Source organism: Niallia circulans (assembly GCF_003726095.1).
Classification (GTDB): domain Bacteria; phylum Bacillota; class Bacilli; order Bacillales; family Cytobacillaceae; genus Niallia; species Niallia circulans_A.
This window is the reverse complement of record NZ_CP026031.1, coordinates 1,809,758-1,834,548: the sequence shown is the minus strand read 5'-3', so window position 1 is coordinate 1,834,548 and position 24,791 is coordinate 1,809,758. Positions and strand designations below refer to the sequence as shown.

Here is a 24,791-nt window from a genome sequence, read left to right as displayed (position 1 = left end):
GGGGGATTCAGATGGCAAAGCAGCGGAGACATGTACCAAAAACAAAACAGGAGGATAAGCCTGTTACATTAGGGGATCTTCTAAATGAACAGTTAGCAGATCAACTGAAAAATAAAAAGCAAGAACTGAAACAACAAGAAGAGGCCAAGCAAAAAGCAGAAGAAGAAAGAAAAAGAGAAGAACGTCGACAAAGAGAAAAAAATAAAAGTTTTGAAGAACTGTTAAATGAAAATGCAATGAATTGGAAGGATTTTAAGTAAGAAGAAAAGGATATCGATAAAGGTATCCTTTTTTTAATAATTACTTTATTTCTGTTGTTTTGGTGAAATTTTCTTCTTTTATTTGACTATTTTCTAGGGGAAGCAAAGCTTGGAATTCTTGAAATAACACAACAATTTCCGTTTGTTCATTGATTAAAGCAATATTGGCATCATAGTCTTGTTCAGTCTGATAGGTCGTGATTTCCAGCCATTTTGTCGGATCATCATTACTTTGTAAATAGGTTGTTGTTGAATTGATATACTTGCGATAGATGTTGCTTGCTTTCTCTTGAATATAGAAATATTCTTTGATTTTATCGGTTGGTATATGATATTCATATACTTTTACATACATTTTCTCTCCTCCTTCGTTTTTAATTAATTTGTGATTCTTATTTTAGCATGTTTACAAAGCCATTTAGTGAGAATGTATCAAGATAAGAATATTTTGTGCTGAATATTCTGTGGATTTGATCTGGATAAATGTTTGTTTTGCCTATAATATAGGGGAAAAAGAGTTAAGTTGAATCGAATTTGGAGATGGTAGAGTGGTAAACTTGCAATTAAAGGGTAGAGAAAACATAGTCGAACGGAAAATTCGCTATGATTCTACTATAGAAGAATATCAATGCAAACTTCTTCAATCGGATAAAAGGAAAATCACCCTCTTGCATCAAGTGGAAAAGTCATTTGAAATGAGGAAAGGCAAACAAAAACTAGTTATTCCGAAAGGGACCTATACGTTTGCTTATTATTGGTTGGATCAGCCATATAATTTATATTTTTGGCGAGATACAACTGGAAAATATTTAGGAGCGTATTTCAATATTGTGAGAAAAAATTGGTTTCAAAATGATATGGTTATCTATGAAGATTTAATTATTGATATTGTCATTAAACCTAATCAAATGTATTATATTTTGGATCAAGAAGAATTACCTCAGCCCATTGAAACGTTTGAAAAAGGGTTTGTTCAAAAAGCATTACAACAATTGTTAAAGCGGAAAGATGGTATTCTTACAGAGGTTTCTAGAGAAACAGCAGATTTTTTTCGCTCATAAAATGGAGCTATGTACTTATTTAGCTTAAATTGGCGGAATTTATTTGAAAGGGTGAAAAGCTTGGCTATTACCCACGAATTTGGGATCATTCAAAATTTCAATAAACGGCATGTATATAATCATTACACCCCTGATCTTTATGATTGTATACCTGTAAATGATCATTTTATACAAGAGTTGATAAAACCATTAGCAATGATGAAAACATATTTCCATACATATGAACGACCGGCTAATGGTTTGGCCTATTACGGAATAACACTTATACCTCCTGAATCATTACCAATATTTTTAGATATTGTTGCGGATAAAAAATCAGGGGAGCTTATCGATCTAGCTCGAAAAATAACAGCAGCGCAGGAAGCAGAAAAATACATGATTCACTATGGGATTTAAGCCATAGTAAATCATGTATTTTTGTCGCTTTATTTTTTACTTTTACTTTGAAAATAAGGAATATCCAGAAACGTAAGACCTATTGCTAAGCCTAGACAGGTAAAAGAAAATGCAAAAGTCTTCTGATCCGGATGAAAAAAATAAGAAAATAGATAATTAACTAAGCTGAATAAGAGAAAAAAGCAAATACATTGCGATACCTTCTTCGCCAATAAAGACCAGCTAAAGTTTTTCTTCCACGTGAATACTGCCATCCATAGTAAGTAAAATATAAAACAAAATAGGAATATGATATATCCAATGATAAAATAAAAGGGAAAAGTGGTATTAAAATCTTTATAGATAAAATAAAAAGCTATTCCAGTTAGGAGGAAAAAAATAATATATAAAAAAAGGGTTAGCCTGCTAAAAAAATTATTCATATTACACCTTTTTCTAACTTTTATTAATACTATGATTCTAGCATTACACTACAATTATTATAAGCGAAAGTGGTAGATTAATCCAGCAGGCTAAAATAAATGTCAGTAAGAGAGTTAAACTTCATCCTCATCATCCAAATCTCTTCCTTTTTTATTCCGTAAATAATAAGTATAAAGTACAGGTATGATCCCGCATATAAATACTATTCCGCCAATAAGAACACCATTTACGATACGCTCTCTATCAGAGAGGATTATCAGAATTCCAATAAGCACGGAAAGCAGAGTGACAATAGTAATAGAAAGAGATAGCCCCTTTTTAGGGTCCTTTTTGCTGTTTTCATGATCGACGCTTATATTCATTGATAGATAAGCTGAAATGATGCTAGTAATAATAAATACATACCATAACGGATTGTCTCTCATTCCAGCTAAGCCCTTTGTAATAAGGTCATAAGCTAATATGCCAATAATTCCAAGCGTTTGAATGATATAGGCTACTTTAATATTTTGTAAGTTTTTCATAATTAGACGTTCATCTTTTATTTTTTTCATTTTTCTTCCTCCTTGTCTACCCAAAATAATTCATCTAATGTTCTGTTGAGGGAATAACAGAGCTCAAGACAAAGTTTTAAAGTAGGATTGTATTTTCCTTTTTCAATAAGACTGATTGTTTGACGAGTAACGCCAATCTTATCCGCTAATTGCTGCTGGGTTAAATCTGCTTGAATTCTTGCAATTTTAATATGGTTCTTCAAGGCAATCCTCCTTATTGATGGAATGTATATATTACATTATAACCAATATATATTACTTAATGCAACATATATATTCCATTTGGTGGTTATTGATCCATAAAAAAGAGAGAATCACTACTTAAATTCTCTCTTTTTAATCATCTATTTTTTAGTGAACGCCATTACTTCTTGCGAACTTGGAATAGAAGAGGAGGCCCCTTTCCGTGTTACAGCAATGGCAGCAGCTTTTGCAGCCATTTGCAAGGCACTTTTTATTTCCTCCTGCTGGGAAATTTGACTTAAAAAGTATCCTAAAAAGGTATCGCCAGCAGCGGTTGTATCAACTGCATCTACTTTAAAAGCGGCTTGTCTATGTTCTTCGACACTATCTTTATAAATTACGCCTTCTTTGCCCAATGTTAAGACGATTTTTAGCTGCTTGTTTAAGGATAAAAGTTTTTGGAAAATCTTGTCATTTGTATGTTCGTTCGTAATGGCTTTTGCTTCTATTTCATTTAATATTAAGTAATCAATTTTTGAAAAATCTAGGGTGGTAATTGTCTCATCGATAGGTGATGGATTAAGGGCAATTTTTAATCCTCTTTTGTGCGCAGTTTCCACTATGTATGCTAAATCGTTTATTTCATTTTGCAATAACAGTAAATCGTTCTGGGAAAAATTCGCTAAAACTTGGTTAATATGATCGATCGTTATTTCTTTATTTGCTCCGCCTAATAAAAGAATACAGTTTTCTCCACTAGCAGAGACTTGAATAATGGCGTGGCCAGTTGTGTTCCCATTCTCATCAATCCAATCAACATTTACATTTGCTTCCGCTAATACTTCTTTTAAAAATAAGCCGTCTTTTCCAATATTTCCTCCGTGGTATACTTGTGCTCCAGCTTTAGCAAGTGCAATTGATTGATTTAATCCTTTTCCGCCTGGAAATTCATCATAATTCGTAGAAGATAAAGTTTCGCCAGCAGAAACAAAGTGAGGAACCGAATATACTTTATCAATATTTAAAGAACCAAAGTTCAAAATCTTCAAGTCTTTCACCCCATAGTTTTTAACTTATTTATAGAATATCACTGATTCTACTTTAAATAAACGGGTTAAGTTTGTTAAAGTAATAAGATAAGAGGAATTATTAGGAAATTTTAGGAGCGTTTTGGGTAGTAAGCAAGAAATGATAAATGATTGGGTAAAGGCTGATTTAAAAGGAGGAGCAATAATATGAAGCATGCCTTAATTATTGGAGGCACAGGAATGCTTTTTGATGTGTCTGGATGGCTGGCTGAGCAAGAGGATTGCAGATTATCTATTGTTGGCAGAAAAGCTGCCCCAATAAATAGTTTAATAGATATCCTGGACGATAAAACGAAAATAACCCCCTTACTGGTTGATTATACAAATCACACTGCGTTTAGGGAGAAATTAGAATGGACTATACAACAGAATGGACCAATTGATTTGGTTGTAGCATGGGTTCATTCGATAGGAAAAAATGCTTTGAATATAGTGAAGGACGAACTTTCCGAAAGCGGACAGAAATGGCGTTTGTTTCACATTACTGGGAGCAGTTCGGATTTGTCCAAAATAAAGAAGGAACTAACGATTCCCCCTAATTGCAGCTATCATCAGATTCAATTAGGATTTATTGTGGAGAATAGCGCTTCCAGATGGCTTACACATAAAGAGATTTCTGCTGGGGTGATCGATGCGATACAAAATAATTGGCAGAGAAAAATAGTAGGCGTAGTGGAACCATGGGAGAAGAGACCATAGACAATGTTTAAAAAGGAAATGGAGGAAAAAAAGATGACAGAAGATTTTTATTGTGATGAAGTTCTTAGTGGAAAAACAAAGGTTAGAAAAGTGATGGAAACAGAAAATGTGTTAGCGTATTATCATACAAAACCTTTTTATCCAGTTCATATAGTAGCAATTCCGAAAAAACACATCGCTTCTCTTATTACATTAGAAGAGGGAGATAATCATTTACTATTGGAGCTTTTGGGCGTTGTAAAGCAAGTAGCTGCTAGTGTAACCAAGGAATATGGTGCATGCAGAGTTATCACCAATCTTGGCAAGTATCAAGACTCCAAACATCTTCATTGGCATATTGTTCACGGCAAACCGCTAAGGTAAATGGTCGAATCTAAAAAAATAGTAAAATATCATTATTCATTTTAAATACTGAATATTTCTGAAACGGATGCTGAAGGCATTCCCTTTTTAGATGACTATTTATATAAAATGTTGTGGACGGGAAAAAGATAAAAATACGGAAGAAGATTACCGATAAAAAAGAAGAAAGGAGAATTATTGTCGTTTAAAATCAGCAAAAAAGGATTTAAAAATAAATGAAAGCTTGAAGGTCAATTGTCTTTTATATTAAGTATAAAATTAATGAAACTAAACAACGATTATAGAGAGACTTACAGGGGGAGAGTTTTTTGCGAAAAAAAGTGCGTTTATTTATAGCTATTATACTGCTGGTATCATTATTTGTTCCTTATGGTTCTAACAGCAAAATAAAGGCAGCATCAAATGCGATATCGATTAATTTCCAAGCAGATGATGCAGTGATTGATCCAAATCGCCCATATATTTATATGGTAGAAATAGGTAAGCCTCTTTTGCAGAGAGTAAATTATCTAACGGGAGAAATAAAAAAGATAAATCTTAAATACCCAGCAGAAAAAGTGGAAGTATACAAAGATAAAGTCTATGTGACTCAGCATTTAATGAAACATTCGTATTATACGGAAAAGGGCTTAAAAGGAGCCATTGCAGAAGTGGATGCCGGAAATTTTACTTTATTAGATACCTTTCCAATATCCACAGATCCATGGGATATTGCGATAGATCAGAATGGCTACCTTTATATAACTCCTGGTTCTAATCAATGGGAAACTATTAAGGTTTATTCCTTAAATACGAAAAAAGAAGTAGCAGAAAATGCTGGCGATGATAATACATCCATTTACATGGAATCTAGTATTTCCTACAATGAAAAGTTACACCGTCTTTATACATTGGACTCAGAAACAAGTCCAATAGATGCCTATGCCTATCTAATTGATAATGGCAAGATTATAAACCATTATGACTCCCCATATCACGGAGACTATCATTTAAGCTCGGAAATGGTTTTAAGCCCAGACGGACAATATATGTACAATATGAATGGGGTTGTATTTCGTTTATCAACTGTACAAGAAGAGGATATGACTTTCGATTTTGAATATAGAATGGCCTATGATGAGGAAAATAATGAATATGAAACTTTTAATGACATTGCCTTTGATGATTCTGGAAGCAGAACTTATATAGCTAGTAGTTTTGGGGGAATAGATGTTTATGGCTATGGATCTGCCGATTATTACTATTCATTAAAAGAAGATTATTTTGTTCATTCTCTCTTTTATCAAAATGGATTAATTGCTATCTATGAAGATGAGAACGGAAATAATTATGTAGAGTATATGAAAAACACTGAGCCGTCTTCCTTTGAATTAACGGATTCATTGTTTTATGATGTTAAAAATGACGAGTGGGCAAGTTTAAGACAAGATAGTAGTAATCTGGAAATCGATTCTGAACTTTTATTCTTTTTAATCAGGGGATTAGATGGAAGGATAGAAATGGAATAACTCTTATGGAGGGGGATAAGAAGATTCCTATTCAAATAGAGTCTGATGATAATTATTTGCATATACTCCCAGAATTATTAACAAAGGGAAAAAAATATAAATTAACGATAAATAAAAATGCTATTACTGGTTATGCAGGCAAAAGCTTGGATCGTGATATTGTCATAACATTTGGGACGATTGTTGAACCAGTGTCAGAGGTGTTTCTGGAAAAAGATAGTTCACAATCGCCCAAGATGTATACATTTATTGGAGGAACTACGGGAGGAAGCAATCCTCTTTATGAGTTTTATATAAAAGAGGGAAATAGTTGGAAAAAAGTACAAAGTTATAGTAGGAATAATAAGCTAGAATGGCATCCAGCAAGTACTGGAACTTTTCAATTTAAAGTATACGCGAAAAGTTCTGGTAGTAGGAATCTTTATGATTCTGTACGCGAATTTAGCCAAAAAGTTACAGATACAATAAAGCCAAGTATTACTATTACACAAAAAACTAAGAAACCAACAAACCGAGATATAGAACTCGAAATAACCGCAAAGGATAATTTTAGAATTCGGTATATCCAGCTACCTGATGGGAAGAAAGTGAATAATGAAAACGTAAAGTATATGGTGAAAAAGAATGGAACATATACCTTTACTGTTGTAGATTTGGGAGGAAATAAACAGGTTAAGTCTATAACCATAAAAAATATCGATAAAACACCTCCAAACGAACCTCAAATTAAGGAAGTTACAGATAAGTCGACAACTGTATCAGGAAAAGGAGAAGTAAATGCAAAAGTTGTTGTACTGGCAGGTAAAAAGGAACTAGGAAAAAGTACCGTACAAAAAGATGGTCGTTTCCAAATAAAGATTTCAAAACAAAAGGCAGGAACCAAATTAGTAATTAAGATAATAGACGCAGCTGGGAATAGTACATCCAAAGCAATAAAAGTTATCGACAAGACTCCTCCAGCAATGCCAAAGATTACGACAAATGTAACATCGAAGACGACACTTATTGCTGGAAAAGCAGAAGCGAATGCAACTATTACTATTTATAATGGAAAGAAATTCGTGCAAAAAACAACAGCTGATGCAAAAGGTTCCTTTAAAATGACAATCAAAAAACAAAAGAAAAATACAAGCTTATTGATATATGCACAAGATAAGGCAAAGAATAAGAGTCAAGCAACAAAAATAAAAGTGAAATAAAATAATAGGATATCGTTTGTGTAAGGAAAGACGATATCCTATTATTATAGTTTTTTCCATCGTTTCTAAAATTCGAAGTTTTGGCAGAAATGAGTGAACATTTTGAGATGGGGAGTGGAGAAACATTTTGAATAAAATAGAGCTGATTGAATTAACCTCAGAAAATATACAAGCAAATGGCTGCTATTGTTTAAGAAGCAAACAGAAGTCAACAGGCTATCAAGCAAAAAAAGCATGGTTAATGGATCAATTTGGACAAGGATTGAAATATATTCAACTAATGGAGAATGACAAGCTCGCCGGTTTTATTGAATATACACCCATTGAACATTCCTCCAGAGTAGTATATGGGGAAAATTACTACATCATCCACTGTCTATGGGTAAATATAACGGGTAAAGGCTATGCAACTCAGCTAATTGAAAAGGTAATTCAAGATGCAAAAGATCATAAAAAGAATGGCGTTATCGTGGTAACAAATCCAACAACCTCTTGGACGCCAAGTAAGGAAGTTTTCTTAAAAAATGATTTCACTGAACTAGAATATGCTCCCTATGGATTCGAGTTATTAGTCTACAAAATAAATGAAGCAGCAAATCCATATTTTCCGAATGATTGGGAAGAACGACTGACTCGTCATAACAATCAATTAACCATTCTCCGTACAGCGCAATGCCCATATATCGATATAGCCATCGATAATGTAATAGAAGCAGCTAGTAAATTACAAATAAAGGCAGAAATTCACCATCTCCAAACACGTGAAGATTTATTAAAGCTATCGCCAACTCCATATGGTGTTTATGGAGTGATTTTTAAGAATCAATTAGTCGCTTATCACCGGCTTACAGTTCATTCTGCGATGAAAAGAATAAAGGAATTTATATAAACAGAGAATTACCGAAAGTGGACCTCTTTGCAGGAATCCACTTTTTATTTTTGAAAATATTTAAAAAAAGTAAAACTTTTTAGAACTCTATCCGTCTATACATAGAATTTTTAATAAAGGAGGGGAAATGGTGGAAAATGAGAAAGATAAAATCATCCTAGAATGGTATGAAAAGTTTGGAGAAGCTATTTTTAAATATATTTTCATCATGATTCAAGATTATCAGCAAGCAGAAGATTTAACAAACGATACTTTTTTGAAAGCTTTTATCCACTTGGATACATTTAAAAGGGATGCAAGTGAAAAAACGTGGCTGTATCGGATTGCTCATAACCTCACCGTCGATATGATTAGAAAAAAGAAGCCGGTAATACTGCTAAAAGAAGCTTTTCTATTCAATAAAGATAAGAATCCATTGCCAGAAGAGATGTTGCAAATTAGAGAACAATCATTAGAAATTTACAAGGCGTTAAGTACCTTGAAATCAACTTATCGAGAAATCATTATTCTAAGAAAACTAAAAGAGTTCTCTATTGAAGAAACAGCAGGGATTTTAGGATGGTCAGAGGCTAAAGTGAAGTCAACTTTATTTCGAGCAATGAAAGCTTTGGAGAAAGAATTAAAAAAGGAGGGAGAATTAAATGGAAAAATTATATAAGGAACAACTAGATGAGGAATTGAGGGACTTAGAAGCTGATATATATTGGGATAAAGAACGAAAGAATGCTTTGCATTTAAAGCTGAAAGAGCAGATGAAGAATAATCGGAAAACGAAAAATGCACTTCAACCATTCCCTTTTGTGGCAATTATAGGAGCAGCAGTGATCCTCTTTCTTTTCACTCATATGGAAATGGAATCACTCCCATTTGAAAAAGGGGGAGCAAAAAATGCAGCTTTCGATATGGAAGCGGATCAAGACGAAAGAGTAGTTTTTACAGTTGAAGAGCAGAATAAAATCGAAAATAAAACAACTGTTTATCTATCAGAGGAAGCGACATTACCATATAACCTAAATACTAATAATTTATCTTCCATTGTAGTTGTCGGTGAACCAAAATTAAGCGTGAGAAAAGAAAAGAGTTCCATTCTAGTTAATGTTGATTATCCGTTAAAGAATGGCCAAAATTTTTCTATCCGAACAGAAAAAAAGCCTAATAATATGCGAGGAAACGGAATAAATAGTGTGGTGAAAAAAGAATACGAGATCACGATTAATAATCAAGAGGCTGTTTTAGTAGATATGGAGAAAAAGCCAAAATTAATACTAAAAACAGATAGATACCAATATACTATCTCGGGTGTAAAAGATGTAAGAGATTTAATCAAAATTGCCGAAATGATAGAATTTTATTGAAGAACAGAATGATAAATTTGTGATTGGAAAATTAATTGTTATTGCTAGCGAGGAAAATCCGAATGGTAAAAATAAGGGAGAGTTAATACGTTGAGAAATAGGGGTTCTGTTGTTATTAGCCAAGGGAACAAAGTTTGCTTAATTAAAAGAGTAAGAGATAATTCCGTTTATTTTGTTTTTCCTGGCGGAGGAATTGAAGCAGATGAAACGCCTGAGCAAGCAGCTAAACGGGAAGCATTCGAGGAGTTAGGGGTAACTGTCGAACTAAAAGAATGCCTTGTAGAATTAGAGAAGCAAGGAACTCAGTATTTTTTTCTAGCTGATATCATTCATGGAACGATTGGATCAGGGCAAGGTGAAGAGTTTACTAATTCTAATCGAGATCGTGGCACTTATTTGCCTATGTGGGTAGACATAGATGATTTAACCGTTATGGATGTAAAACCTAATATCGTAGCTAAAAAAGTGCAAGAATATTTTGCTAGAAAGCATTCATCTTAGAAAAAGTGACCTTTTTATCGAAGGTCACTTTGCTTTTTTGGTTTTGGAAATTTAATCATATTTTGAGGTTTAATGGTATAATTTTGAAGGGGAGCGAATCGAGTTTTAATCTTAAACGCTTATGCTAAAAAAGCATCATAACAGGTTGAATGGAATGAATTTGAATTTTGGAAATTGTTCTTGGCTGACAAAATTGACAAATAAAATAAAAAATAAGTAGGCAGACGACATGAAAATAGAAATACGAACATCGCGAGAGAAACCAATAAAGGCTTGCGAGGTGATAGAACTATATAAAAATGCAGGATGGTGGAAGGAAAGAACGGAAAAGGATATAGAAAAAATGTTATCCCAAACATTTGCTGTAGGTGCATGGGAAAAGAACAAGCTCATTGGGTTTGCAAGAGCAATAACGGATGGGATTTTTAGAGCGTATATAGAGGATGTCGTTATTTCCAGCTCCTTTAATCGGAAAGGAATCGGCACAAAGCTAATTGCTAAAATGGTAGATGAATTATCCAATATTGATGTTATCAGTTTATTTTGTGAGGAAGATTTAATTCCCTTTTACAACAAGAATGAGTTCAAAAAAAGCAACTCACAGTTTGTCATGCATAAAGTAAACAGATGAAAAAGGGACATATATTTCCCTAGTTTTGATAGGAGGGAGAATTTGAATTTAATAGAAAATATATTTCCAATGAAGGAACAAGAGTTAAAGTACTTCTTAGCAAATAAAAAAATGAAAGAGATAGCATCGGATGAAAAAACAAAACAGAAAGTCATCCTGTCCATGCTTAAACATATTGGCTCCCCTGATAGCGAGTTAAGAGATAACTTGATTTATCAAACATTTTGTCAGTTTATATTGGAATCCAAACTAGATAACGATCTGTTAACTGAAATATTAGATATTTGTATAAGGGATCAATTTTTATTTAAAGGAATTGGCGAAAAGAATACAGATTCTGTTTTCACTCGTTCTTTCACCTCTTTATTAATAGCACTTATACTTTATCAAGATAATCGCGATAATTTCTTATCAAGGGCAAAGGTTCTTGAAGTGAAAGATAAGTTGATTAGCTATGTAAATCTTGAAAAAGATGTAAGGGGATATGTTAGAGAAAAAGGATGGGCCCATAGTATGGCACATGTAGCTGATGCTTTCGATGAACTTGTCAAAAATACAAAAATGAAGCAAAGTAATTATCCGGAAATAGTGAGGGCGATTTTGGGTAAAATCTATCAGGCGGAAAGTGTTTATATTCATGATGAAGAAGGGCGCATGATTATTCCCATTGTACAAATGGCAGATAACGGGTTAGAGAAGTCAGTGTTGGAATCTTGGATAAAAAATAGGAGGAAGGAGTTAGAGAAAGATAAGAATGAATTAGAGGAAGTAAATTATTGGTTTTTGGTAGCAAATTACAAAAATTTCTTAAAAAGTTTATCGCTGACAATAATAGATAAACCTTCCTTATCTTCTCTACAGTCAGTCGTACTCCATGCTATAAAGGAGATTTATTAACGATGGACTGGACACTATTTGATACGCCAGATTATTTACAGGGAGGTAGTGCTAAACAGCAGCAAGCATATTTAGCATTGAAGAAATTAAAAATAAATGAAATTTTACATTCTTATAAGCCAATTCTTTGCGGAACCATTCCAATTGGAGTGGATATAGAGTCTTCCGACTTAGATATTATAATGGAAGTCTACGAATTTGAAATTTTTAGCCAGATTGTCATCGATTATTTTGGAAAAATGAATCATTTTCGTCTAAAAAGATTAATGATTAGAGAAGTGGAAATAATCAAAGTAAATTTCTATTTTGATGGTTTTGAATTTGAATTGTTTGGTCAGCCTATCCCGGTTAAGCAGCAATATGCGTATCTCCATATGATAATTGAACACGCCGTTTTAAGGATAAATCCATCCATAAAAGAAGAAGTACTTATACGAAAGAAACAAGGTTATAAAACAGAGCCAGCTTTTTGTCAGGTTCTAGGGTTAAAAGGTGATCCTTATCAGGCGCTGATTGAATATGGGAAAGAAAAGAGATTCATTTAAGTATCAGTAGAAAAAGGAAGGGACAACAGTGAAAAGAAAAATAATCGGTGAATGGAAGTTTTATCATTCAAAAAATATTCATAATAAAGACAAAATTGTAATCTTATATCATGGTTGGGGTGGAACAGCGAAGGGATACATAGAGTTGGCCGAAAAAGTGGCTCAAGAAGGATATGGCGTATTAATTCCTGATATCCTATATCACGATGAAAGATTTCCTATAGAAGATCACTTTGGTTACAACATTACTCAGCAGTACTTTTGGGATACTATTTTCCATACTATTGATGAATTTAATGAGTTTTTAAGCGTAGTAGGTGTAAAGAAAAACAGTATCCTATTAATAGGCAATTCAATGGGGGGATTTATAGCCAATGGTATTTTTGCGAGAGAGCCTGACATAAGAGGCTTAGCAAATATCAATGGATCGGGTTCCTTCCTCCTTACAGAAAAATTATTTCGAATACGAGATGATAGAGAAGAGATGTCTCAAGAAGAAGAGGAGCTAATAAAGAAATACGATCCAATAAGCACAACGAGGAGTCTATCACCAGTTCTTCTTATGCATGGAGATAGTGATACGATAATTCCAATCGAGGGTCAAGAAAATTACTATAAGTATCTTAGCCAGGAGAAGGGACGAACCAATGTGGAGTGGGAAATTTTTAAAAAAGTGAATCATGCATTTACACCGGAAATGGTAGAGAAACTTATTGCTTGGTTAAAGGAAATTTAAAAAAGGCTGAGGGGATAGGATGGACTTAATATTTATACGACATTAAGAGGGAGAACATACACTTAACTTCCTGCTAGTTTACAAAAAAGAAATCCTTCTCTCACAAAAAAGGGGAGGGGTCAAGCTAATAAGCTAAAGGAACGTTTGCCTTTAGCCACTCAGGATATTGTGTTTATTAGCCCCTTAGTAAGGACATTGGAAACAGCTATGCTATGGACTGATGAAGTCGATTGTCAAAAAATAGTAACTCCTTATGTTTCTCCAAGAATGTTCCCTCTCTTAACGAATAAACAAACCTTGCCTTGTGATCTAATGATGGAAAAGGAGAAAATACTAGATATTTTTCCTGTCTTTGAACTAGACGACAATCCTCCTGCGTCATTATGGGAGAAAGGATTTAATACAGTCATAGACGAGGATATCCATATAATAAAAGAAAGATATCAAGAATATGCAGACCTACCATTAAATGCAAATAGAGGTGGATCCTTTAAATTTATTCAGTTAATTATGAAGATTGAAAGCTTAGCTGATATAAAGTTAAATTATTTTGATTTGCAAGTTGAAGTGAATAAGATGATGTATTCAACCTTAGAGTATCAATTGAAATTTTTTTAACAGACTTAAAGCAAATATCTTTTAATAATAATAATTTAGTGTTAACTTTTAAAAATGCAAGTATGGTTTATTGTCTATGAATATCAGAAAAGAGAACGTGACGGTGTATCGAGTAGTGTTTTCACTGATATCAAAGTTGGTTTTACATATATTTATTATGAAAAATGGCTTTTGTATTTATTGATAGCATCGCTTTTAGTTAACTTTTTTATAGCAGGATTCGAAACAGTACTAATATTCAAATATTAGGAAAAACTTAGGGAGTAATTAATGAAGAATATAATATTAGGTAATATCGTATGAAAGCATTTACATTTTTAAAGGTCTATGATAATATAATTTCATAACTTGTAGGACATGAGACAAGAGAGGGAAAAAGAATGGGACTTAATTCCATTGATAAAAAAAATATTGTTAATTCAGTTTATGAACAATTAAAAGAACATATTATTAACGGTACTTGGCAACCAGGAAGTAAAATTCCTTCCGAAACGCAATTACAGAAATTGTTTAATGTAAGCAGAGTGAGTATTAGAAGCGCCATACAGCGTTTGAGGGATTTAGGAATTGTTGTTACATATCAAGGAAAGGGAACTTTCGTATCAGATGATATTAATGGAAAAAGCATCAATGATTTTGTTCCGGTAATGCATCTTAGCGAAGAAGAATTTTTTGACATGATGGTATTTCGCCAAACCATTGAATTCAAATGTTTAGAATTAGCTGTACAGAATGCAACAAAAGAAGATATTGATAATATTGAAGAGATTCTAAATGATATGTTTCGATATAGAGATGACTATAAGAAATATTCGGAAATAGACTTTAATTTTCATTTAGCTATAGCTAAAGCGTCAAACAATATCGTTTTTTATAGAGTGATGCATTCAATTAGAGATTTCTATTATTATTATTTAGAAGAGTTAAATAGAGTGATTGGGATTACTTTAGATAGTATTGAAGCACATTTGCAAATCTTTCGAGCTATTCAAAATAGAGATGCAGAATCTGCTAAAACTAGTCTTAGTAAATCCATGGAAAGTAATATTGAAATTATAAAAAAAATAAAGAGTTCAAGAAAATAATTCACCTCTTTTGATAGAGGTAATTATTTTTCATGCCTAACTTGTAGGACAACTAACGAGTTGATGATATTTTAATTCAAAAATTAGGAAGGAGTAATGAAATGAACCACTTAGAAATTCGTGATGTAAAAGTAATACTAACTGCACCTGGAGGAATCGATCTAGTTGTTGTAAAGGTTGAAACAAACGAACCAGAATTATATGGACTAGGATGTGCAACCTTTACTCAACGAATATTTGCCGTAAAATCAGCTGTTGAGGATTATCTTAAACCATTTCTAATCGGGAAAGATCCAAGAAGAATTGAGGATATTTGGCAGTCTGCAAATGTAAGCGGATACTGGAGGAACGGCCCAATTATGAATAATGCACTTTCTGGGGTCGATATGGCTCTTTGGGATATTAAAGGCAAACTGGCAAACTTACCAGTCTATCAATTATTAGGAGGTAAGTGCCGGGATGGAATTCCTCTCTATCGGCATGCGGACGGTCCAGATGAAGTGGCAGTGGAGGAAAACATCATAGCCCTTATGGAAGAGGGTTATCAGTATGCTCGTTGTCAGATGGGCATGTATGGTGGAAGTGGAACCACTGATACAAGGTTAATAGCCACTGTTTATGAGAAATCTAACAAAATAGTTCCAAAACGATCACCTAAAACATCATTAGCAGGATGTTATTTTGATCCAGAAGCATACTCGAAAAGTATAGAAAAACTATTTGATCATCTGCGCTCTAAGATTGGATACAATATGGAATTTATCCATGATATTCACGAAAGACTTCCAGCAATTGAAGCTGTAAGATTAGCAAAAAAATTGGAACCTTATCATCTCTTTTTCCTAGAGGATCCCGTTGCACCTGAGAATATTGAATGGTTGAAAATGATTAGACAACAGACGTCTACCCCAATAGCAATGGGAGAATTATTCACGAATGTGAATGAGTGGAAAAGTTTAATTGCTAATCAGCAAATCGATTTTATTAGATGCCATGTTAGTTCGATTGGCGGTATTACACCAGCTAAGAAACTAGCCACTTTTAGTGAACTATACGGGGTACGTACTGCTTGGCATGGACCAGGTGATATTTCACCTGTAGGAGTAGCAGCTAATCTACATTTAGATTTAAGTACACCTAACTTGGGCATTCAAGAATGGACTCCATTCAATAATGCGCTGGAAGAAGTTTTTCCGGGGTGCCCACAAGAAGAAAATGGCTTTGCTTATGTAAATGAAAAACCTGGATTAGGAATAGACATTGACGAAGAAAAAGCAAAGAAATTTCCCGTTGCAGGTGGAATACCGTCTTGGACTTTAGCACGTATACCAGATGGAACTGCTGTAAGACCATAATATGATTTTCTTTATTTAAGTATGATTCAACAGTGTAAAGCTTTGCTAGATTTGTAGTCACGATAAAAATGAGAAAATGGTTATATGACATAAGACGGGGCAAAGGTGGATATCTTATTGTCGTAATGAAACTATTTTAGGAGGGTTGGTAAGTATGAGGCTCTTGGTATCATAGAAATAGTATCGGTTTAATAATGGATATTTATAGATGAAAAGGAGTGATTTCTAATGAAAGTAGGAGCTTATGTAAACTCTATGCAAGTAGAAATGATAGAAAGAGAGATACCGACTCCTAAGGAGGGAGAGGCCTTAATCAGGGTATCTTATGCGGGAATATGTGGAACGGATATGATGATTTATCATGGATTACATCCAAGAGCAAAAGCACCACTAATATTAGGACATGAGTTTAGCGGTGTAGTGAAGGAAGTTGTGGAAAATGAACAGATAAAAAAAGGGGATAAAGTAACCGTTGAGCCACTTTTAAGCTGCGGAAAATGTGCAGCTTGTACTAATGGCCAAATGCATGTTTGCGAAAAATTGCGATATATAGGGATTGATCAAGATGGTGGCTTTGCTGAGTATACTACTATTCCGATTAACAGACTAAGAGTACTACCAGATGGAGTTACAGAGAAAGAAGCAGCTATGCTCGAGCCTTTGGCTGTTGCGATACATACTGTTAGACGTTCAAATATGAAAGTCGGAGACACGATAGCAATTCTGGGTGCCGGACCCATTGGTTTGCTTATTGCTCTTATTGCGGAACGGGCAGGAGCAGGAAAGATATTCATTTCTGATGTAAGTACGATGCGTCTAAAGATTGCCAGAGATATGGGCTATGAGGGCATAGATGCAAAAACCATGGATATTGTTCAAATAGTTAAAGATTCAACAAACGGTGTAGGAGCAGATGTGGTATTTGAAGTAGCTGGAAATCAAATTACAGCTAATCAAATGATTGATTGTATCAAGTATCAAGGGGAAATCACAGTTGTTAGTGTTTATAAAAAACCCCCTACTATTAATCTTGCAAGTATGCATTTTAGAGAAATCTCACTTAAGACAACAAGGTGCTATAGTTCAGATGACTTTACAAAAGCTATTGAGTTACTTGGCCAGCGTAATATAGATCTTAATCCATTAGTTTCTCATGTCCTTCCATTAGAGGACATAAAACTAGGTTTTGATTTAATGGAAAAACCAGATGAATCATTAAAAATTTTATTTAAACCATAAGGAGTTGGTGAAGATGACGCAAGCGTTTGATTTATCGGGAAAAGTAGCAGTTGTTTCAGGAGCTACTCGGGGAATTGGTCAAGGGATTGCTATTGGACTGGCAGAAGCTGGTGCAGATATTGTGCTTTTACAACGAAGTGATGATACATCCACTGAAGAGAAAATAAAAGCATTAGGTGTTCGTTGTAAAATTATACAATGTGATCTCATGAATCTGAATGAAGTAAAGCAAGCAATTCCAAGAGCCATTGAGACTATGGGCTCAGTTGATATCCTTGTAAATAATGCTGGGATTCAAAGACGTTCACCTGCAGTAGATTTCTCTGAACAGGATTGGGACGACGTATTAAATGTGAATTTAAAGGCAGTTTGGATTCTTTGCCAACAAGCAGGAAGACATATGGTTGAAAAAAACAGTGGGAAAATTATTAATATCGCTTCTCTTGCTTCGTTTCAAGGTGGTCTGTTTGTTCCAGCCTATGCTTCTGCTAAAGGGGCAGTGGGTCAACTTACAAAGGCTCTTGCAAATGAGTGGTCATCACAAGGTGTAAATGTGAATGCCATTGTTCCAGGTTATATTGCTACAGAAATGAATACTGCTTTAATCAATGATCCTGTACGCAGTAGACAAATCACAGAAAGAATACCTGCTGGTCGATGGGGGAACCCAGAAGACTTCAAAGGTCCCGCTGTATTTCTAGCATCTGATGCAGCCGATTATGTGCATGGTCATCTGCTTGCAGTTGATGGCGGATGGTTGGGCCGCTAATTAAAATAGCTTTAAAATTTCATCATGTCTTGTTTAACTAGTCTGAAATGGTTATGACTTTATTGTCATAAAGAATGATTACCATAAAGGGGAAAAAGGGGGAGACTAGTATGAGTTTAGAAAGAAATAATTCTATAAAAGATTTTATTCCAGTACCAGCAATGAAAAAACGAATATTCGCTGGATGATTGTATCTATGTGTTTTTTAGTCACCACTATTAACTATGCAGATCGGGCAACAATTTCAATAGCTGCCTCACCTTTACAAAGTGATTTAGGGATTAGTGCTATAACAATGGGGTATATTTTCTCTGCATTTAGTTGGGCTTATGCTCTTGGTCAAATTCCAGGAGGTTGGATTTTAGATAAGTTTGGAACAAAAAAGTTCTTTTTTGGAGTCTATTTCTTTGGTCAACCTTTACTTTATTACAAGGGTTTGTTGGATTTTTTAATGCTAGTACTGCCATAGTAATGCTATTTATTCTAAGATTTATTGTGGGGCTAACTGAAGCACCTTCTTTTCCTGGAAATAGTCAAGTAGCTGCATCTTGGTTCCCTGATAATGAACGTGCAACTGCATCAGCTATTTTTAGTGCCTCAGCGTTTCTTGCTATAATTATTTTTAACCCATTTATGTCCTGGATAACACAATCGTTTGGTTGGGAATACGTTTTTATTATTATGGGCGCATTAGGTATAATGATTGCTTTAGTTTGGTTAAAAGTAATCCATAATCCGAAAAATCACCCGCGTGTTAATCAGGCAGAACTGAACTATATAGAGCAGGGCGGCGGGATACTAGAGATGATGGAGAAGGGAGCCAATAAAGAAGCCAGTGGCATCAATTGGTCACATATTAAACAGTTACTGAAAAGTCGTATGTTAGTAGGAGTATATATTGGACAGTATTGTATTTCAACACTTACTTACTTCTTCATGACTTGGTTTCCTGTTTATTTGATTCAAGAACGTGGGATGTCTATCCTTGAAGCAGGATTTGTTGCGACATTACCTGGACTTAGTGGCTTTTTAGGTGGAATTTTAGGAGGGGTCTACTCTGATTATTTATTAAGAAAAGGTAAATCTCTTACTTTTGCCCGTAAAACTCCTATAATTATTGGTATGATTCTTTCAGCAAGTATGATTATTTGTAATTATACTGATGCAGAATGGCTAGTTGTAGGGATTATGGCCTTAGCTTTCTTTGGTAAAGGATTTGGACAATTAGGCTGGGCTGTAATGGCTGACTGTTCTCCAAAAGAAATTGGAGGGATAAGTGGAGGCTTATTTAACACTTTTGGAAATATTTCAGGGATTACAACACCTATCATTATAGGTTACATCATTGCTGCAACAGGTTCCTATAATGGTGCGTTGGTTTTTGTTGGAATTAATGCAATAGTTGCTATGATTAGTTACTTATTTATTGTTGGAGAAATTAAACGTGTTGAATTAAGCAATTCTGCTAAATAGGAACTTAATGCAAAATAACCCTATTTTTGAAAGGGTTATCAATATAGTGGGATTAGAAGAATTAAAACTTATTGGATTCTATTCGATTATTATATATATCGGGATAGTTTTTCTAATTAATAACAAATAATTAAGCAATGAAAAAATATCAGGAATAGTAACAGTTGTCAGTGCAAATTTCACTGAATAAAAAATTCTAAGAAGTTATTTCTTCTTCACACTAAAAAATAAGCGTGTCTTATAAAACAAATGAGGTTTGTTATGGGAGAAGGAATTTACAAAACTCTATAGAATATAAAAGTTAGTTACAATATGAAAGTGTTGTCTGAATTGAATTACTCATAATTTATAAGGACCTTCTTCTATGAAAGAGAGGTTCTTTTTTTATTAACTAGTAGGAGAATAGTATTAATTATATTGATAAATTTACAGAAAGAGTTTTTTAGGGGAGAGAATGATGAAGAAAGCACAGCTAGTTATTGACGCTCAAAATGGGATGTTTCAAGAAGGGGATGTTGTTCATAATAGTAAGAATAGAGAATCAAACTTAGTTGATAATTGAATCAAAACAATATGTCTTTGATGTTTTATACGATGAGGAATTAGGATAGATTGTTCAAACTTCCTATTGTCAAATTGGAGGATGTATAGTTAATTACATTCCTTGCCAATCTAAAATCTCGGCTATTGAACTCTCTGCAAGGATGACCTTTAAAGGATGAAACCTGTTGCTAATGGAATCTGCTTAACTTGTAACGAAGACACATATGAAATGCAAACATAGAGAATAGCATGAATTCTATAATTTTTTTAATACAATGAGGTTGATAAATCTCATTATATTTCTACCCTCCACCCATAGATTTATAATCGCAGTGAGAAGTACTTGCGGAGCAACAAAATTTGCAAAATTTTATTACTTAACTTTTCACTGTTTTTCTAAGTTTTGTATAACTAAATATCGTTTGCAAAGAAGAACACTAACTATTAGCAGAAAAACTAAAATAGAAACCAAGAGATATTACGAACGAGGAAATTTAGATGCTTTAAAGAGAAGAAACTCGAAAACAGAGAAAATAAATCCAATTGTGAGTTTCTTCTCAACATAAGATAATACAAATCCATGTCATTATGTAGGATATAAGTAGTAATGTACTATTTAATTATCTAAGAAGTTTTTGAAAATGTATTTTCAATGAAGTAAACAACATTGAAAAATATAGCGTCAAAAATAAATGAGTGAAAGAAAATCTAAATTTTTTGCTGACATGTGGAAGTTTTCAGTATGTGTAAATCATACTCATATATGATTTATTTACTATTAAATGTTACCCAAACTTTATAAATAAATGAATCCTCTACCTTTAATCCTGGACGAATATTGAAACTTTTTTCTGTATGAACAACATAATCAGGATTAGAAGCTAGGAAAAATGAAAGAGCATATGCTATTTTATAATCTGGTGTAATATACCCATTTATTGTTCTACCATGTATTTCGTTTGCTATAGAATCAGCCCATACCTCTGATTCTCTTAAAGTTTCAAAAATAATACTTTCTTTTTTCCATTCTATCTCCATCATTTACAACCTCATTTCTTTATTTCTTATGTTTCGGTTTATTCTTTAGGGCATTTTGCAAGTTAAATATCGATAACCATATCTTTCCGGATTTGTACCCGTTATATGCCAAGAAAGATTAACTATATCACCTTTTTTGAGTGGATAACTTTGACCCTTAATTTGATAATTTTTCATGCTTCCATGAAAATTATATGATGCTCCTTCGGAATGAGGTTCATATGGTGTGTTTATAGCTTTACCGTTTACTGCTGCAGAGGGCATTTTAACTACTACAATTGGACCCAAAAATGATCTAGCTGAAGAAGTTAAATGAAACCCCCACATTAAAGATCTATAACTACCTGTGAGATTTTTAACTTGCATTGTTACAGTGGCAACATTATGTGAATGAGTTCTATTACAACTAGGTGGTCCTAAAGAAATTGCAGCATCAGGGCTACTCAGATTGTTAGGTCTATCTTCAACTTCTAAATCACTAATAATTTCATTTGATCCTTCTTTAATTATCTCATTCTCAGAAAAACCACCACCCTGGTACTCTTCTGCATTTCCTATACCAGTATTAGTGAATAGAAGTAACAAAACTGCTAATATTCCGGATTTTATTATTTTCACTATATTACCTCCCACATGATTTTTGGTATTTTGATTCCATTTTAAGGATAACACACCTATTTTTCTGAGTATACAGAAAATTTTGATTATGTTCATTTGATATTAAATTTAACTTATTATGATATAAGAATAAAAATATACTATGTCGCAATCTAAATAAAAAAAAGGAGGAAAGAAGTGTACCTATCCTTCCTAAATTGATAATTAAATAGATTCTTTTTATCGTATGTACTGGTATTATTATTAATTAATAAAGAATGTTTCTTTTTGTAGGTTTATAAAAAGATTGATCATTTAAAACAAAGTTCGATTATTTAAAATAAAGTTTGATAAAAATATCTATTTTGTATAGTAGTTCTTTGTTCCGCAATCGGGCCAGATTGTTGTATAAAAAAAGGGGGAGTCACAAATTTTAGTAAAAACAAATAAAAATTATATTTGGGTATTTTTCATTATCTTTTTTGTTCTTTGGTGTGTGAGAGAATTATGGTTAGTCCAATACTTAGACATGATGGAGTCCATACCAAGGGCTATAACATCAGCAGTTATCAAAATAGCCATTTGGGTCACTCCTGTTATATTTTTGGTTAAAGTTATGGAGAAACATAATCCGTTATCCTATTTAGGCTTACGTTACAATTTTAAAAAGGGGTTAAAATGGGTATGTTGGGTGTCTTTAGTTTTCATATCTTATTTTGTAATTTTAAATTTTATCGTTTTAAAAAGTAATATTGATTTTCAAATGGGGTTGCATGAGTGGCTTAATATAGTTCTGTTGGTGGGAATTACTGAAGAAATTGTGTTTAGAGGTTTTTTACTAAGAAAATTAATGGATTCTTATAAATTCTGGATAGCAAACACAATTACAGCTTTGCTCTTTGTATCAATTCATTTCCCGATTTGGTTTTATAAAGACCTATTCGAGTTTTCATATCTTTTAAATGGCATAACAACGACCTTTGTTTTAGGTATTATATTGGGATTTATATATAAAAAGAGTAACTCACTTTGGTCAGTAATTATTGTTCACTCTTTATATAATTTGTTAGTATCACTGTTCTACTAACGGGCGCGATTGTCATTTTATATTTTATAGTATTCGTTCTCTTTAGGGCTTAACTCTAAGTTCACCTATTTGTTCTAACAGTTATATCTGCGTCTGCGCTAATAATCAAGAGAGACATAGTAAATCCTAAGGCTATAATTGAAGTGAAAATAATCTTTTTTTATACATTTTTTTCCTCCCGTTATTTTTAAAAATTTTCATCACAAACCTATTTATATATAGTAGTAATATTATAATTAATTATAATAATATACACACATATATATATATATATATATATATATATATATACTATATATTGGTAAAGTTTACTAATATTGGAATTAGGAGGGTGCTATGTTTATCATGAAATTAACAAACAACTTTTTTATCAGGCTATTAATTTGTTCTGTTTCTTCAGCTTTTTTTCTTGCTTTTTTTTTGTTTTACTTTATTAACTCGGTTCCATTTTCCTTTTTCGACTCTTTTGATTTAGCTTCATTCATGTTATTTTTTACTATTTTTAGTTTAATCTATCTAGTAATAGGAGCGCCAATTCAGTTTTTCTTTAGAAAGTCCCTAAATAATTCCTATATTAAAAATTTTGTATTATTTTTTATAGTAGGTTTTATAGTTAATTTGATTTTCTTTCCGATTGCTACCGATCTAAATCCCAAATTTTACTTAGACCAAAATTTTTACTATATGATCATCTCTAGTAGTGTAATATTCTGGTTGAATGATTTAATTTTCTTAAGAATTAATCACGAGAAATTAAAATTCTAAAATCATATTAATAAATATATCAAGAGCCGCATTATCTAGTATTTCTTCTAATAGTTTTACTTTATGATGTTTATAGAGATAATAAATTACAGTTAGGTTTCGTATCAGTATATTTTTTTGCTAAAATGCCTTGACCATATTTCTTGTTTTAATTATGTAAGGTTACAAGTGAAAAAACAACGGGAAGTCCACAAGAATTCTATGGCAATGTACATAAGTACAATCTTCCATAGTCTAAAATGTACCCTATGTAAAGGACAAAAAAAGCCTAGACTACGTTAAGTAGAGATGATTTTCCGAAAGAGACAGATTGGTTTCAGATATCATGTTGAATAGGATGGGTGTATATGCAGGTAAAAAGAAAATTTGGTAACCATAAAAACTGGAAACGGATAGTAGAAAAGCAATATGCTCAAACGTTTATGAAGACAGAAGAGTTTACAGGATATTTGGCGCTCTTTCATTCAATAAAGGTAGTGGAATCAGTAACAAAAAGGTATGATCAGAAAGCTGTGTGTATCCTTGATGATGGCTATATGTGGCTTCATCAGTTTCCCTTATATAAACATCATTCTGTCACTACTATGTTTAATGCAAATGGTGATATTGTGCAGTGGTATATTGATATTTGTCTGGAAATTGGAATAGAGAAAAATGTTCCTTGGATGGATGATTTGTTTTTAGATATTGTAATGCTTCCATCTAACGAAATTTATTTACTGGATGAAGAGGAGCTGGAAAATGCATATAAAGAAAATTCAATCACGAAACAACAGTATAACCTAGCATGGGAAGAAGCGAACGGCATTATAGAACAATTAAAGCTTGATCAATTCACCTTATTAGCATTAGCTAAAGTACAGAAAAAACAAATGGAGAGGCTGTTAAAATAATTAGAAAGCATCCTTATACCAATTAATTTATTAAACAAGAT

At 33.1% G+C, this 24,791-nt stretch carries 28 protein-coding genes and 1 pseudogene; 23 read left to right on the top strand and 6 right to left on the bottom strand.

The window, feature by feature from the left end:
- Positions 1-11: 11 nt before the first annotated feature.
- Positions 12-260 (top strand): YqkE family protein, encoded by a 249-nt coding sequence (locus C2I06_RS08840; RefSeq protein ID WP_095334217.1) that lies wholly within the window; start codon positions 12-14, stop codon positions 258-260.
- A gap of 40 nt (positions 261-300) precedes the next feature.
- Here the strand turns inward: C2I06_RS08840 and C2I06_RS08835 are convergent, their stop codons facing one another.
- Positions 301-615 (bottom strand): hypothetical protein, encoded by a 315-nt coding sequence (locus C2I06_RS08835; protein WP_095334215.1) that lies wholly within the window; start codon positions 613-615, stop codon positions 301-303.
- 193 nt (positions 616-808) lie between these two features.
- Between C2I06_RS08835 and C2I06_RS08830 the strand changes: the two genes are divergently transcribed.
- Both C2I06_RS08830 and C2I06_RS08825 read left to right on the top strand, forming a co-directional pair.
- Entirely contained in the window at positions 809-1,321 is a 513-nt protein-coding gene (locus C2I06_RS08830) for a ribonuclease FAU-1 family protein (RefSeq protein ID WP_235850364.1), read from the top strand.
- 51 nt (positions 1,322-1,372) lie between these two features.
- Positions 1,373-1,717 (top strand): short-chain dehydrogenase, encoded by a 345-nt coding sequence (locus C2I06_RS08825; protein ID WP_371473806.1) that lies wholly within the window; start codon positions 1,373-1,375, stop codon positions 1,715-1,717.
- A gap of 536 nt (positions 1,718-2,253) precedes the next feature.
- On the opposite strand, the gene C2I06_RS08820 is transcribed toward C2I06_RS08825, so the two are convergent.
- From C2I06_RS08820 to C2I06_RS08810, 3 genes are all read right to left on the bottom strand, one after another.
- On the bottom strand, positions 2,254-2,694 hold the full coding sequence (locus C2I06_RS08820; RefSeq protein WP_095334210.1) for a hypothetical protein: 441 nt from the start codon (positions 2,692-2,694) through the stop codon (positions 2,254-2,256).
- Positions 2,691-2,897 (bottom strand): helix-turn-helix transcriptional regulator, encoded by a 207-nt coding sequence (locus C2I06_RS08815; RefSeq protein ID WP_047941067.1) that lies wholly within the window; start codon positions 2,895-2,897, stop codon positions 2,691-2,693. Before C2I06_RS08815 ends, C2I06_RS08820 begins: the two co-directional genes overlap by 4 nt.
- Positions 2,898-3,038: 141 nt before the next feature.
- Positions 3,039-3,926 carry a ribokinase gene (locus C2I06_RS08810; RefSeq protein ID WP_095334209.1) on the bottom strand — a complete coding sequence of 296 codons (888 nt, stop codon included), beginning with the start codon at positions 3,924-3,926 and terminating at the stop codon, positions 3,039-3,041.
- A 186-nt stretch (positions 3,927-4,112) separates the two neighbouring features.
- Here C2I06_RS08810 and C2I06_RS08805 point away from each other — a divergent pair, with 186 nt between their 5' ends.
- The 18 genes and pseudogenes from C2I06_RS08805 to C2I06_RS08715 all read left to right on the top strand — a co-directional run bounded on the left by C2I06_RS08805 (position 4,113) and on the right by C2I06_RS08715 (position 19,827).
- On the top strand, positions 4,113-4,664 hold the full coding sequence (locus tag C2I06_RS08805) for a short-chain dehydrogenase (protein ID WP_095334207.1): 552 nt from the start codon (positions 4,113-4,115) through the stop codon (positions 4,662-4,664).
- 33 nt (positions 4,665-4,697) lie between these two features.
- Positions 4,698-5,027, top strand: coding sequence for an HIT domain-containing protein (locus C2I06_RS08800; protein WP_095334228.1), 330 nt, complete (start codon positions 4,698-4,700; stop codon positions 5,025-5,027).
- A 308-nt stretch (positions 5,028-5,335) separates the two neighbouring features.
- Positions 5,336-6,535: a YncE family protein gene (locus C2I06_RS08795; RefSeq protein WP_123257883.1), complete on the top strand. Its 1,200-nt coding sequence runs from the start codon at positions 5,336-5,338 to the stop codon at positions 6,533-6,535.
- A gap of 5 nt (positions 6,536-6,540) precedes the next feature.
- Positions 6,541-7,734 (top strand): Ig-like domain-containing protein, encoded by a 1,194-nt coding sequence (locus C2I06_RS08790; RefSeq protein ID WP_123257882.1) that lies wholly within the window; start codon positions 6,541-6,543, stop codon positions 7,732-7,734.
- Between the two features lie 127 nt (positions 7,735-7,861).
- A complete protein-coding gene (locus C2I06_RS08785; protein WP_095334204.1) occupies positions 7,862-8,623 on the top strand; it encodes a GNAT family N-acetyltransferase in 762 nt (253 codons plus the stop codon).
- Between the two features lie 127 nt (positions 8,624-8,750).
- A complete protein-coding gene (locus C2I06_RS08780; protein WP_338134277.1) occupies positions 8,751-9,281 on the top strand; it encodes an RNA polymerase sigma factor in 531 nt (176 codons plus the stop codon).
- A complete protein-coding gene (locus C2I06_RS08775; protein ID WP_095334203.1) occupies positions 9,265-9,978 on the top strand; it encodes a DUF4367 domain-containing protein in 714 nt (237 codons plus the stop codon). The genes C2I06_RS08780 and C2I06_RS08775 overlap by 17 nt, the downstream gene beginning before the upstream one ends.
- A gap of 90 nt (positions 9,979-10,068) precedes the next feature.
- Positions 10,069-10,479, top strand: coding sequence for an NUDIX hydrolase (locus tag C2I06_RS08770; protein ID WP_095258907.1), 411 nt, complete (start codon positions 10,069-10,071; stop codon positions 10,477-10,479).
- A gap of 229 nt (positions 10,480-10,708) precedes the next feature.
- The gene (locus C2I06_RS08765; RefSeq protein ID WP_123257881.1) at positions 10,709-11,110 is read left to right on the top strand and encodes a GNAT family N-acetyltransferase; all 402 of its coding nucleotides are present in this window, start codon (positions 10,709-10,711) and stop codon (positions 11,108-11,110) included.
- Positions 11,111-11,152: 42 nt separating this feature from the next.
- Entirely contained in the window at positions 11,153-12,007 is an 855-nt protein-coding gene (locus tag C2I06_RS08760; RefSeq protein ID WP_123257880.1) for a DUF2785 domain-containing protein, read from the top strand.
- Positions 12,008-12,009: 2 nt separating this feature from the next.
- Positions 12,010-12,552: a DUF4269 domain-containing protein gene (locus C2I06_RS08755; RefSeq protein WP_123257879.1), complete on the top strand. Its 543-nt coding sequence runs from the start codon at positions 12,010-12,012 to the stop codon at positions 12,550-12,552.
- Between the two features lie 28 nt (positions 12,553-12,580).
- On the top strand, positions 12,581-13,288 hold the full coding sequence (locus C2I06_RS08750; RefSeq protein ID WP_249928296.1) for an alpha/beta hydrolase family protein: 708 nt from the start codon (positions 12,581-12,583) through the stop codon (positions 13,286-13,288).
- 207 nt (positions 13,289-13,495) lie between these two features.
- Complete coding sequence (locus tag C2I06_RS08745; RefSeq protein WP_249928295.1) at positions 13,496-13,906, top strand: hypothetical protein; 411 nt, start codon at positions 13,496-13,498, stop codon at positions 13,904-13,906.
- 380 nt (positions 13,907-14,286) lie between these two features.
- Positions 14,287-14,991: a FadR/GntR family transcriptional regulator gene (locus C2I06_RS08735; protein WP_095334201.1), complete on the top strand. Its 705-nt coding sequence runs from the start codon at positions 14,287-14,289 to the stop codon at positions 14,989-14,991.
- 101 nt (positions 14,992-15,092) lie between these two features.
- Positions 15,093-16,346 carry an enolase C-terminal domain-like protein gene (locus C2I06_RS08730; protein WP_095334200.1) on the top strand — a complete coding sequence of 418 codons (1,254 nt, stop codon included), beginning with the start codon at positions 15,093-15,095 and terminating at the stop codon, positions 16,344-16,346.
- Between the two features lie 228 nt (positions 16,347-16,574).
- Positions 16,575-17,585 (top strand): zinc-dependent alcohol dehydrogenase, encoded by a 1,011-nt coding sequence (locus C2I06_RS08725; RefSeq protein WP_123257877.1) that lies wholly within the window; start codon positions 16,575-16,577, stop codon positions 17,583-17,585.
- 13 nt (positions 17,586-17,598) lie between these two features.
- Positions 17,599-18,354, top strand: coding sequence for a 2-dehydro-3-deoxy-D-gluconate 5-dehydrogenase KduD (kduD, locus tag C2I06_RS08720; protein ID WP_123257876.1), 756 nt, complete (start codon positions 17,599-17,601; stop codon positions 18,352-18,354).
- Positions 18,355-18,538: 184 nt separating this feature from the next.
- Positions 18,539-19,827: pseudogene (locus tag C2I06_RS08715) on the top strand (MFS transporter).
- 1,311 nt (positions 19,828-21,138) lie between these two features.
- On the opposite strand, the gene C2I06_RS08710 reads toward C2I06_RS08715, so the two are convergent.
- Together C2I06_RS08710 and C2I06_RS08705 are read right to left on the bottom strand one after the other, a co-directional pair.
- Positions 21,139-21,402: a hypothetical protein gene (locus tag C2I06_RS08710; protein WP_123259138.1), complete on the bottom strand. Its 264-nt coding sequence runs from the start codon at positions 21,400-21,402 to the stop codon at positions 21,139-21,141.
- A gap of 51 nt (positions 21,403-21,453) precedes the next feature.
- Positions 21,454-22,026 (bottom strand): hypothetical protein, encoded by a 573-nt coding sequence (locus tag C2I06_RS08705; protein ID WP_095334196.1) that lies wholly within the window; start codon positions 22,024-22,026, stop codon positions 21,454-21,456.
- 475 nt (positions 22,027-22,501) lie between these two features.
- Here C2I06_RS08705 and C2I06_RS08700 point away from each other — a divergent pair, with 475 nt between their 5' ends.
- Positions 22,502-23,092: a CPBP family intramembrane glutamic endopeptidase gene (locus C2I06_RS08700; protein ID WP_141231369.1), complete on the top strand. Its 591-nt coding sequence runs from the start codon at positions 22,502-22,504 to the stop codon at positions 23,090-23,092.
- A gap of 1,112 nt (positions 23,093-24,204) precedes the next feature.
- Positions 24,205-24,750 carry a ribonuclease FAU-1 family protein gene (locus tag C2I06_RS08685; RefSeq protein WP_095334191.1) on the top strand — a complete coding sequence of 182 codons (546 nt, stop codon included), beginning with the start codon at positions 24,205-24,207 and terminating at the stop codon, positions 24,748-24,750.
- The last annotated feature ends 41 nt before the right edge of the window (positions 24,751-24,791 follow it).

What these genes read in the sequence shown, in the direction of transcription:
- C2I06_RS08840 (WP_095334217.1), top strand. Translation starts at nt 12, where the DNA reads ATGGCAAAGCAGCGGAGACATGTACCAAAAACAAAACAGGAGGATAAG.
- C2I06_RS08835 (WP_095334215.1), bottom strand. Translation starts at nt 615, where the DNA reads ATGTATGTAAAAGTATATGAATATCATATACCAACCGATAAAATCAAA.
- C2I06_RS08820 (WP_095334210.1), bottom strand. Translation starts at nt 2,694, where the DNA reads ATGAAAAAAATAAAAGATGAACGTCTAATTATGAAAAACTTACAAAAT.
- C2I06_RS08805 (WP_095334207.1), top strand. Translation starts at nt 4,113, where the DNA reads ATGAAGCATGCCTTAATTATTGGAGGCACAGGAATGCTTTTTGATGTG.
- C2I06_RS08800 (WP_095334228.1), top strand. Translation starts at nt 4,698, where the DNA reads ATGACAGAAGATTTTTATTGTGATGAAGTTCTTAGTGGAAAAACAAAG.
- C2I06_RS08790 (WP_123257882.1), top strand. Translation starts at nt 6,541, where the DNA reads ATGGAGGGGGATAAGAAGATTCCTATTCAAATAGAGTCTGATGATAAT.
- C2I06_RS08780 (WP_338134277.1), top strand. Translation starts at nt 8,751, where the DNA reads ATGGTGGAAAATGAGAAAGATAAAATCATCCTAGAATGGTATGAAAAG.
- C2I06_RS08775 (WP_095334203.1), top strand. Translation starts at nt 9,265, where the DNA reads ATGGAAAAATTATATAAGGAACAACTAGATGAGGAATTGAGGGACTTA.
- C2I06_RS08765 (WP_123257881.1), top strand. Translation starts at nt 10,709, where the DNA reads ATGAAAATAGAAATACGAACATCGCGAGAGAAACCAATAAAGGCTTGC.
- C2I06_RS08755 (WP_123257879.1), top strand. Translation starts at nt 12,010, where the DNA reads ATGGACTGGACACTATTTGATACGCCAGATTATTTACAGGGAGGTAGT.
- C2I06_RS08745 (WP_249928295.1), top strand. Translation starts at nt 13,496, where the DNA reads ATGCTATGGACTGATGAAGTCGATTGTCAAAAAATAGTAACTCCTTAT.
- C2I06_RS08735 (WP_095334201.1), top strand. Translation starts at nt 14,287, where the DNA reads ATGGGACTTAATTCCATTGATAAAAAAAATATTGTTAATTCAGTTTAT.
- C2I06_RS08730 (WP_095334200.1), top strand. Translation starts at nt 15,093, where the DNA reads ATGAACCACTTAGAAATTCGTGATGTAAAAGTAATACTAACTGCACCT.
- C2I06_RS08725 (WP_123257877.1), top strand. Translation starts at nt 16,575, where the DNA reads ATGAAAGTAGGAGCTTATGTAAACTCTATGCAAGTAGAAATGATAGAA.
- kduD (WP_123257876.1), top strand. Translation starts at nt 17,599, where the DNA reads ATGACGCAAGCGTTTGATTTATCGGGAAAAGTAGCAGTTGTTTCAGGA.
- C2I06_RS08685 (WP_095334191.1), top strand. Translation starts at nt 24,205, where the DNA reads ATGCAGGTAAAAAGAAAATTTGGTAACCATAAAAACTGGAAACGGATA.